Here is a 10,345-nt window from a genome sequence, read left to right as displayed (position 1 = left end):
GGCGCGCCACCGGCATGAAGGATGAAGATTTTCATAAACCGATTATTGCCGTTGCCAACTCCTTTACTCAGTTCGTACCGGGCCATGTTCACCTGAAAGATATGGGGCAGCTGGTCGCGCGCGAAATTGAAAAAGCCGGCGGCGTGGCAAAAGAATTCAACACCATCGCTGTGGACGACGGTATCGCCATGGGTCACGACGGTATGCTGTACAGCCTGCCATCCCGTGAAATCATCGCCGATTCCGTGGAATACATGGTGAATGCACACTGCGCCGACGCACTGGTGTGTATCTCTAACTGCGACAAAATCACCCCGGGGATGCTGATGGCGGCTCTGCGCCTGAACATTCCGGTCGTGTTTGTTTCCGGTGGCCCGATGGAAGCCGGTAAGACCAAGCTCTCTGAGCACAAGCTCGATCTGGTCGATGCCATGGTGATCGCCGCTGACGATTCTGCTTCTGACGAAAAAGTCGAAGAGTACGAACGCAGCGCCTGCCCGACCTGTGGTTCCTGCTCCGGTATGTTTACCGCTAACTCCATGAACTGTCTGACCGAGGCCATTGGTCTGTCTCTGCCAGGTAACGGCACCATCGTGGCAACCCACGCTGACCGTGAAAACCTGTTCCTGGAAGCTGCCCGTCTGATCGTGAAAAACGCCAAGCGTTATTACGAAGAAGAAGACGAGTCTGTACTGCCACGTTCTATCGCCAGCTTCAAAGCGTTCGAAAACGCGATGACCCTGGACATCGTGATGGGTGGTTCGACCAACACCATCCTGCACCTGCTGGCAGCCGCTCAGGAAGCGGAAGTGGATTTCGGTATGAAAGAAATCGACGCTCTGTCACGCAAGGTTCCGCAGCTGTGTAAAGTGGCGCCGAACACCCCGAAATACCACATCGAAGACGTACACCGTGCCGGTGGCATCATGGGTATTCTGGGTGAAATCGACCGCGCCGGTCTGCTGCACAACGATCTGCCAACCGTACACAGCGCCACCATGAAAGACGCGCTGGATACCTGGGATATCATGCGCAGCCCATCGCCGGAAGTGGTTGAGTTCTTCAAAGCTGGCCCTGCCGGTATCCCGACTCAGGTAGCGTTCAGCCAGAGCACCCGCTGGCCGACACTGGACGGCGACCGTTCTGAAGGCTGTATCCGCGACCTCGAACACGCGTTCTCAAAAGAAGGCGGTCTGGCGGTTCTGTACGGTAACATCGCTGAAGATGGCTGCGTGGTAAAAACTGCCGGTGTGGATGAGTCCATTCTGGTGTTTGAAGGTAAAGCGAAAATCTTTGAGTCTCAGGACAGCGCAGTGACTGGTATCCTGGGCGACGAAGTGAAAGAAGGCGATGTGGTTATCATCCGCTACGAAGGGCCAAAAGGTGGTCCGGGTATGCAGGAAATGCTGTACCCGACGTCTTACCTGAAATCCAAAGGTCTGGGTAAAGCCTGTGCGCTGCTGACCGACGGTCGTTTCTCTGGTGGTACTTCTGGTCTGTCTATCGGCCACTGTTCACCGGAAGCCGCTGCCGGTGGTGCCATTGGTCTGCTGAAAGACGGCGACCCGATCAAAATCGACATCCCGAACCGCAGCATCGACGTTCTGCTGAGCGACGAAGAGCTGGCCACCCGCCGTACTGAACAGGATGCCAAAGGCTGGAAACCAGCTGAAGAGCGTCCACGTAAAGTCAGCGTGGCACTGAAGGCATACGCCAAGTTCGCCACCAGCGCCGACAAAGGTGCTGTCCGCGATAAATCCCTGCTGGATTAATAATCAGTCAGGACATCGCGGATATCATCCGTATAATGGCCCGTACAAAGCGATTTGTACGGGCTTTTTTATTGGATTTTTTTATGTTGCGTCTTCTTTCCCTGCTGTTTATTGCCTCCTTTCTCAGCGCCTGCTCCAGTCCTCGGCTTGCCGGTATTGATGATCTTTCAGATCTCACTAATCAGGTGCTCAGCAGTTTTGGTAATGACAGCGAAAAAGCCCTGACTGCTGCCAATCAGGCGTATGACACCGCGCAAAGAGAAGAGCTGGAATTTTATGCGCCCCTGCATATGCAGCGCATTAAAGACGCCATGACCGAAGTACAGCGCAATGATCTGGCCGGTAATAACGATGCCCTGCTGGCGTCTTCTGCATTACTGCAGGGGCTGTTAAAAACAGCACTGGAAAATAAACAGGATGTGCAGGAAACCCTGTCCCCTCTGATCGCCCAGAACGCTGTTCTGCTGGAAATTCACGCCGATAAAGCCCTGCCGGTGGAATACACAGACGCCATGGAAGATATGAGCTATCTGATCAAACTGATCGAAGCCGGTGAGAAAGTCCGCGCGATCAAACGCTCACCGTCTGTGTTGCAGGAACTCACCGAACTGGAACCTATGACCATGTTGGCGGTGCACTGGCAACCGGCGCAGCAGACGCTGCAGAAAGCCGAAGATGAAGACGCCGACAGCACCGCTCCACTGACTTTTGCCGCCGCCCGTGACCGGGTAGAAGATGCGCGCCTGACCATCAGTGAACAATACCAGGACCGCGAGCTGGGCCGTAAAGCCGGTCTGCGTGCCCTGCGTACTGCACAGCATGCGCTGTATATGGGCCGCGCGGCAGAGAAACTGCAGGGGCTGACGGCGGTGCAGGCGGAACAGAAGGCGCTGGATTTTGAAAGCTATCTGCATGACATCTCCTCCGCTATCGGCGGTGAAGACCTGCGTCATATGGATCTGCGTGATCAGGCACTGGCGATTATTCAGGCCATCCGAGAACGTGAACGCCAGTATCAGCGCGCACTGAACAGTGGTGCCGATATTACTCTGCAGCTGCCGCCGCAGACGGACACAGGCGCAGAAACAGAAGCGACTTCAGACAAAACGCAGAATGTCTTTTTCGGCGATAGTGATGAAGATGGAGAGCAGACGGAAGGCGTGAAAGCCGCTGCGGACGCAGGTACTGCGGAATCTACTATTGAAAGCGAAAGCGCAGAAAACAGCACTGACGCCGACAACGAAAATCAGGACTGACGCCAATAATAAAAATCAGGACTGAGCCCGGACGTAAGCCGGGCAGAAATCAGTTATCGTTCAGGCTGTATTCAAAGCCTTTGATGCGCAGGCCGCGCTGAATATAGTCACTGACGCTGACACCGAAGTTACCGCTGCGGAATACGCCGTCGGCCTTGTAAGGCTGGCCATCACGGTCGACCGGGTTCATCGCCAGATTGATAATCTGCTCCGGCTGCGGCTGTTTGTTCTTATCCAGAATCATAATGACCCTGGGCTTCAGCTGATAACCTTCATCCGCCGATAAAATAATGCCCACTTCGCCATTGGTCATCTGCAACAGATAGCCCGGCGGATACAGGCCGATCATGGCGATAAACTTCTTCACCACTTCTTTATCAAACTGGGTACCGGCGTTTTTGTTGAGGATTTTCATTGCCTCCAGCGATGACATACCGGCCTTATAAACCCGGTCGCTGGTCATGGCGTCATACGCATCCACCACTGAGACAATGCGGGTAAACAGCGAGATTTTTGTGCTGTCGATACCGCGTGGATAGCCTTTACCGTCCAGCCGTTCGTGATGCGTCCAGGCGACATCCACCGCCCCCGGATAAATATCCGAGCGCCCCATCAGCAGTTGCCGGGCATAGGTGGTATGGCGCGCCATTTCTTCAAATTCTTCCGGCGTCAGGCGGCCGGGTTTATTCAGAATCTCATCCGGCACCTTCATCTTGCCGATGTCGTGCATCAGGCCGCAGATGCCGAGGTTTTCCAGCTCATAAGGGGCAAGGTCGAGATGCTGACCAAGGGAAATCGCCAGCAGTGACACGTTCACTGAATGCTCAGCGGTGTACTCATCCTGATGCTTCAGCCGTGTCAGCCACAGCATGGCGTTGGGGTTACTGATCACCCGCTGTACGCAGTCTTTCACCATCACCTGCGCCTGCTTCATATTCAGCGCCTGGCCCAGATGCGCACTGGCAAACAGCTGCTTCACCTGCACTTTGGCCGCCTGATAGGTGCGGTTGGCTTCGCTCAGCTGGCGCGCCATATCCTGCTTTTCGACGTAGCGGGTGCGGGTAACCCGCTGGGTGTTTTTGGTTTTATCGAGGGGAACCCAGTCTTCTTCGACCACGTCCACCCACACGCTCTTACAGTGATCCTGCACCATGTGGATGTCTTTTTCGCTTTCCAGCAGAAACCCCTGAAACAGGAACGGCGATTCTTCCCAGGGGATATCCAGCTCAACCACGTACATGCCGACAGTCAGCTCCGCCACGGTCAGCTGTTTGCGGACCTGACGTTTATGTACACGGTACTTCTGCCCGTTACGGGTGGTGGTGACAGATGCGATCAAAGGGTGCCTGCGCCTAAAACAAAGATACTGATGACTCTCTGTTCAGTTTATAGGCAGATGGCAAAAGCGCGAGAGCGCGGAAGCTGACATTCGATACAGGTGGCGCTTTTTACAGAACATTTTCAGCACAACTGTGACGCAGTTACCCCATGCAGTTACCCCGCCCGGTTGCCCCGCTCAGAAGTCAGCGGCCGGCTGATGCTTTTTGTAAAGAAGTAAGAATGAATCGCAATCGAATATTGATACTCATTCCCGATAAGCGCAATATGACGATTATATTGCAGTAGCGATGAACCGATCGGGAGACAGAATCCATGTCTGCAGAAGCCGTTTATAACCGCCGTGTCCGCTGGGCCGGTGTCTTACTGATTTCCACCGTTTGCCTGCTCGGCATCAGCCTGTGGCTGGGCAAACCACATACAGCCCCGGCCCAGGTCTATTCGACCGATGCGCCGGAATCTGCGCTGCGTTCCTGAATGTTCAGGGAGTACGGTTACTCCCTGAACAGTTACTCCCCCAAACGTTAAGCTCATAACGTTAAGACCTGCCCCGTCAAAAAGCAGGGCTTAAACGCCGGTCACCTCAATCGTGCTGCGGCCATCAGCTGCGGTAAACAGCAGACGGTGATCAATCACGTCAGGAATTTCCGTCGGGTGATGGGTGACGTACAGCAGGGTAATCTCTTTCTGTTCCGCCAGACGGTTAATGAAAGCGAGCACTAACATACGGCTCGGATCATCCAGCCCCTGACAGGGCTCATCCAGAATCAGCAGCGGCGGCTGTTTAATCAGTGCCCGGGCGATCAGCACCAGACGCTGCTCACCATAGGATAAATGCTGCAGACTCTTGTTGGCTTTATCGCGCAGGCCGATGATGTCCAGCCACTGCAGCGCCAGCACTTTATCGTCATCGCCGGTGCTCTGATACAGACCAATGCTGTCATACAGACCGGAAATAACCGTGCTCAGCACGTTGGTGGTGGCACGGTATTCCCACTGCAGAGACGCCGACACCAAACCAATATGTTTTTTGATGTCCCAGATGGTTTCACCACTGCCGCGCTGAATTCCGAACAGTTTTAAATCGTTGCGGTAGCACTGCGGGTTATCGCCTGTGATCAGTTGCAGCAGACTGGTTTTGCCGCAGCCGTTCGGCCCCTGAATCGCCCAGTGCACACCCGGCTCAACGCGCCAGTTAAGCTCAGAGAATAATTCACGGCCATCGTAGCTGATCGACACATTCTTCATACCCACCAGCGGATCACCATCTTCCAGCTGCAGTCGCTCACGCGGCGCTGGCGGGAAATCCGGTAATGGCCGGTCGAAATGCATCAGGCCCTGCAATTCCGGCTGCGCCAGTACATCCTCTTTCGTGCCCTGATACAGCAGTTGCGCGTCGTGCATAAACGCCACATGAGAAATCCAAGATGGCAGCTCATCGAGACGATTAGCCACCCACAGAATCGCCTGCCCTTCTGCCTGTAGCTGATCCAGTGCTTCACTAAGAGCCGCACGGCTGGTCTGATCCAGACCTTCCAGCGGCTCATCCAGCACCAGCAGATCCGGGCGTTCACGCAGGGCATTAATCAACAGCACTTTACGACTTTCGCCGGTGGATAAGGCACGGAAACCTGAATCCAGGAGATGGCGGATACCAAGCTTCTCAACCCACGCTTCGACGTCTTCTACAGGTGCCAGAAAATCGCGGATCAGTGTGCCTTTGTCGGCGCTGTCATTGAGATCGCTTTCGTCTTCTTTACGCTCGGTTTCAATCTGCTCGGCCTGAGCTTCCAGCGATACATAAGACACATTAACCGGCAGGTTGTCTGCCGTGCCTTTGCTTAATACCACACGCTCTGCCGCCAGCAATGACAGCACGGTTTTACCGCTGCCGTTGGTACCGGTAATGGCCCAGAATTCGCCGGCATTCATTTGCCAGTCAGCAACCTGCAGATGACGTCCGTCGTGCAGACGGGCAAGAATATCTTTGAAATGCATGAATAAGATCCGCACAGACTTATCAGAACGGCCACGGCAGAACGCCGTCAGACCGGAGAAACAAACAGGCCGGAACAGTATCCGGCCTGATGGGAAACGCGTTAAGAATACCGCGCCTTCAGCCCGGAGGCCACTTCAGCGGACGGCCGCCAATAATGTGCAGATGCAGATGGAATACCGACTGACCGGCACCTTCACCGTTATTGATCACCAGACGGAATTTATCGCCCATCCCTTCCTGCTCAGCGATTTTATTGGCGGTCAGCATCAGGTGACCGAGCAGCGCCTGATCTTCTGCCGTGGCATCGCACAGACGGGGAATGGGTTTGCGCGGAATCACCAGAATATGGGTGGGTGCCGCCGGATACATATCGCGGAAGGCCATGCATTGATCGTCTTCATAAACGATATCGGCCGGCAGTTCGCCGCGGATGATTTTGCCGAAAATAGTGTCTTCAGACATACGCTGATCCTGACTCTCTGTTCGTTAGCGGGACTGTATAGTGGCAAGCCACCTGATGATCTGCAACATAAACTCTGCATCCTGCGGGCTGCTGTTCACCGGAATAGCAGCGTAAAAGCCGTCGGCGCGCAGAATAATTTTATTTTTACTCACCCGCGCTTCTTCCAGCCCGCTCAGGCGGAGATCCACGGGTTTCTTAAAGGCCGATAACTTTGCCCGCACGCCCTGCTTGCTTACCTCGATCCAGGGGCGGAAGTAGTACGGGTAAAACGCCTGAATCACGTTAAATATAACGGCCAGATAGAGCGCAAGATCAAACCCCACGGCAAAGCCATGGGGCACGCTGCCGTCCAGTCTGGACTGCATATACAGGCCGCCGATCACCAGAACGATCATGCGGAATATACCGCCAAACGGCAGCCCTTCCCTGCACGGCATGGTAAAGCGCAGCCCCTGTTCTGTGTTCGCCAGACGGATGGCGCAGTTTTCCGGCGGCTCGGGCATATCGGTCTGTGTGAGAACCAGCTTACGATCAATGTCTTCCGGCGCGGTGATAACCGGCTCAGCGCTGGTAAGGTCTTCCAGCGGCTTATTAAAACTCTTCACCAGCTGTTCAGCCTTGCTGCGCGCGATTTCGTACTCGGAATCGGCGGACAGCTCGGTTTCCGCATAACGGGTATCGAGCACCACACCGACCATACGCTTGCTGCTTTGATTGCTACCGCCTGAATGAACGGCGACCCACTTCAGCTGAATTTTTGAGAACGACGCCAGCGGCTGCTTTTCCTCCCAGCTGAAAAACAATATGCGGTGACGGGTGATCATGTTGCGTCCGTCGGTACTGAGGTAACGGGTAAAGCGGAAGGAAATGAGAAAACTGCCGAACAATAACGGGAACAGGGCAAAAACCACCATTCCGCCAGGTACCTGCTCACTGGTAAACAGCCAACGATAAAGCACATTGGCCAGAACTCCGGCGCCAGCCAGTAAAAAAGGGGCGCCAAAAATCAGCAGCATCTGGCGCATCAGGCGCTGGTCATCGATACAGAAAAGTTCGCCTTCACGGGCGTAGGTGGTGTACTTCATGCTTTGCTTCGGTCCTTGAGGGTTTGGTTCTGAGGGTTTGGTTCTGAGGGTTTGGTTCTGAGGGTTTGGTCCTTGAGGGTTTAGTTCTGAGGTTCTGGTCCTTGAAAGACTGGCTTTGAGAGAACAGGCAGTCGCTGACTCAGACTGATCAGTCCAGGTCAGCGACGCTATCGAGATGGCTGCTGAGAAACGTCATCACCATAAGTTTGAGATCTTCCAGCGTGCGCTGTGCGCGCTGGCCTTTCTGATGCACGATCACCAGACAGGCAGCGTGAGTGATTTCCAGATACATGCGGCCCATGCGCTCGCGCTCACGGATATGCGCTTTGCTACCCATACGCTTGAACACTTCTGCCATACGCGAGATGTACATCTCATCGTGACGCTCATCCAGTTCCCTCAGCTCAGGCACGGCGAACATGGCCTGCACCAGGGTCAGAATTGCTTTCTGCTGTTTATAGGCTTTGAGATTGGCCGCCAGCATTTTATCCACCAGCTCTTCGCGGTCCATTTCCTCAATCGGCCACAGAGCGATACTGTCCAGCGCGGCTTCCACTTCTTCCAGCCAGCGGCTGCCCATGGCAAACAGAATGGCGTGCTTATTGGGGTAATAGTGGTAGAGGGAGCCAACGGATATGCCGACTTCGCGGGCAATCAGAATAGTATTGAGGTCGTCGAAGCCGACTTTTTCCAGCAGCTCGCTGGTTGCATCAAGGATCTGTCGTGAGCGTTCCCGCGAACGTCCCTGAACCGGGGCATTACGGGGGGCGAGATTCTGTTTTTTCTGGGGTTTATCCACGGCGGCTCTTGTGCTCGTTTTTCATGGTTTTCAGGTGTTTCTGTCCGACGATCTATGGTCAGCGCCGGCAGACAATTATATCCGTCAGACCCGAGGGTAACATTCATCGGATGACAATTGCCTGCCTCAATTAAACAAAGACAAAAAATGGAACGACAATCCGCACTTTCAGTCAGGCATAAAAACCAGAAAGGCACAGGTGCCATAAGCAGCCTGTGCCCGGATTTTGAGAAATGTTCTCAGATAAAGCTGTCGCGGAACACGTAATACATCATGCCCAGAATGTGACCCGGCTTACGCAGCAGAGTACCCCCCGGGAAAGACGGTGTTGGGTAACGGGCAAACAGGTCGAATTTCTCGGCAGAGGTAGAAATAGCATCGGCCATCAGCTTACCGCCCAGCGTTGCCAGTGCCACACCATGACCTGAGTAGCCCTGAGCCACAAACAGGTTTTCTTCCAGACGGTCGAAATGCGGCTGACGGTTTAAGGTAATCGCCAGCTGGCCGGACCAGCCGTAGTCAATTTTCACGTCTTTCAGATACGGGTAGCGCTTGATCATGGCACCGCGCACAAACTGACCAACGTCCTTCGGCTCGCGTCCGGTGTAGGTTTCACGCCCCCCCCACAGTAAGCGGTTATCGCCGGAGGTACGGAAATAATTCACCGCGAATTTGGAGTCGGCAACGGCTACGTCATCACGGTTAATGCGTTTACACATCTCATCTGACAGCGGCTCAGTGGCCAGCATCAGGCTGCGGATCGGCATAATTTTACCGGCCACCCGTGGTTCCAGTTTATCCAGATAGCCGTTACAGGCGACCAGAATGTATTTGGCTTTTACTTTACCGCCTTCGGTCACAACTTCTGCGTTTTTACCGGCGCGGTAACTTTTTACCCGGCTGTTTTCGTAAATATTCACACCAGCGGCAGCGGCGGCTTTACCCAGGCCGCGAACATAGTTCATCGGATGCAGATGCAGCGCATCTTTCCACAACTTACCGCCGAAATACTGATCCGTGCCGAGCATGTCCTGTACTTCCTGAGTACTCAGTTTGCGTACCCGGTCGTAGCCCATTTCATTCTGCATATAGGCAGCAGAATCGTGCATGTCTTTGATGTCTGATTTACGTGCAGCAACATACGCGATGCCTTTTTTCAGATCGCATTCAATGTTGTGTTTTTCGATCAGCTGGCGCACTAACTCAACGGATTCTACCGACATATCGAACAATGCCTTACCGTCTTTCATGCCCACTTTCGCCACCAGATCTTCAGCATCCTGGTTATGGCCCTGACACACCTGACCACCATTACGACCAGATGCGCCCCAACCTACACGATTGGCTTCCAGCAACGTAACGGAATAGCCACGTTCTGCGAGATGCAGCGACGCCGACAGACCGGTGAAACCGGCACCTATCACACAAACATCCGCCTCAACCTCCGACGCAAGCGCCGGGAAAGCGCCAATATCAATGGCGGTATCAACGTAGTAGCTATCTTCGTAACCGGAACTGCTCATTTCCAAAACCTTCTTAACACGTAAAGTCAGGCTACAGGCCTGCAAACCACCCGCAACCGGGACCAGAAACCGAATAATACTTCAGGTTTTCAATTTTTTACAGTTTACAT

9 protein-coding genes are annotated in these 10,345 nt (G+C 54.1%); 3 read left to right on the top strand and 6 right to left on the bottom strand.

Annotated elements, in window-relative coordinates:
* Together ilvD and B2Z72_RS03855 are read left to right on the top strand one after the other, a co-directional pair.
* The coding region (gene ilvD, locus B2Z72_RS03860) for a dihydroxy-acid dehydratase (RefSeq protein ID WP_297004198.1) at nt 1-1,772 on the top strand (1,772 nt) is incomplete at its 5' end.
* A gap of 83 nt (nt 1,773-1,855) precedes the next feature.
* Nucleotides 1,856-3,028, top strand: coding sequence for a hypothetical protein (locus B2Z72_RS03855; RefSeq protein WP_296984358.1), 1,173 nt, complete (start codon nt 1,856-1,858; stop codon nt 3,026-3,028).
* Nucleotides 3,029-3,077: 49 nt separating this feature from the next.
* Here the strand turns inward: B2Z72_RS03855 and B2Z72_RS03850 are convergent, their stop codons facing one another.
* Nucleotides 3,078-4,367: an HD-GYP domain-containing protein gene (locus tag B2Z72_RS03850; RefSeq protein ID WP_296984359.1), complete on the bottom strand. Its 1,290-nt coding sequence runs from the start codon at nt 4,365-4,367 to the stop codon at nt 3,078-3,080.
* A gap of 314 nt (nt 4,368-4,681) precedes the next feature.
* On the opposite strand from B2Z72_RS03850, the gene B2Z72_RS03845 reads away from it, so the two are divergent.
* Nucleotides 4,682-4,843, top strand: a complete 162-nt coding sequence (locus tag B2Z72_RS03845) for a hypothetical protein (RefSeq protein ID WP_296984361.1) — start codon at nt 4,682-4,684, stop codon at nt 4,841-4,843.
* A gap of 90 nt (nt 4,844-4,933) precedes the next feature.
* Here B2Z72_RS03845 and modF read toward each other — a convergent pair whose 3' ends face one another.
* From modF to B2Z72_RS03820, 5 genes are all read right to left on the bottom strand, one after another.
* On the bottom strand, nt 4,934-6,364 hold the full coding sequence (modF, locus tag B2Z72_RS03840) for a molybdate ABC transporter ATP-binding protein ModF (protein ID WP_296984362.1): 1,431 nt from the start codon (nt 6,362-6,364) through the stop codon (nt 4,934-4,936).
* A 118-nt stretch (nt 6,365-6,482) separates the two neighbouring features.
* Nucleotides 6,483-6,827, bottom strand: coding sequence for a histidine triad nucleotide-binding protein (locus tag B2Z72_RS03835; RefSeq protein WP_296984363.1), 345 nt, complete (start codon nt 6,825-6,827; stop codon nt 6,483-6,485).
* A gap of 24 nt (nt 6,828-6,851) precedes the next feature.
* Nucleotides 6,852-7,913: a hypothetical protein gene (locus tag B2Z72_RS03830; RefSeq protein ID WP_296984365.1), complete on the bottom strand. Its 1,062-nt coding sequence runs from the start codon at nt 7,911-7,913 to the stop codon at nt 6,852-6,854.
* A 148-nt stretch (nt 7,914-8,061) separates the two neighbouring features.
* Nucleotides 8,062-8,712, bottom strand: a complete 651-nt coding sequence (locus tag B2Z72_RS03825) for a TetR/AcrR family transcriptional regulator (protein WP_296984366.1) — start codon at nt 8,710-8,712, stop codon at nt 8,062-8,064.
* Nucleotides 8,713-8,951: 239 nt separating this feature from the next.
* Complete coding sequence (locus B2Z72_RS03820) at nt 8,952-10,235, bottom strand: NAD(P)/FAD-dependent oxidoreductase (protein WP_296984367.1); 1,284 nt, start codon at nt 10,233-10,235, stop codon at nt 8,952-8,954.
* Nucleotides 10,236-10,345: the final 110 nt, after the last annotated feature.

The sequence above is a fragment of the Thalassolituus sp. UBA6592 genome, from assembly GCF_002433655.1.
Taxonomy (GTDB): Bacteria; Pseudomonadota; Gammaproteobacteria; order Pseudomonadales; family Oceanobacteraceae; genus Venatoribacter.
Note: the sequence above shows the minus strand (reverse complement) of the source record. Positions and strands in the feature narration are given on the sequence as shown.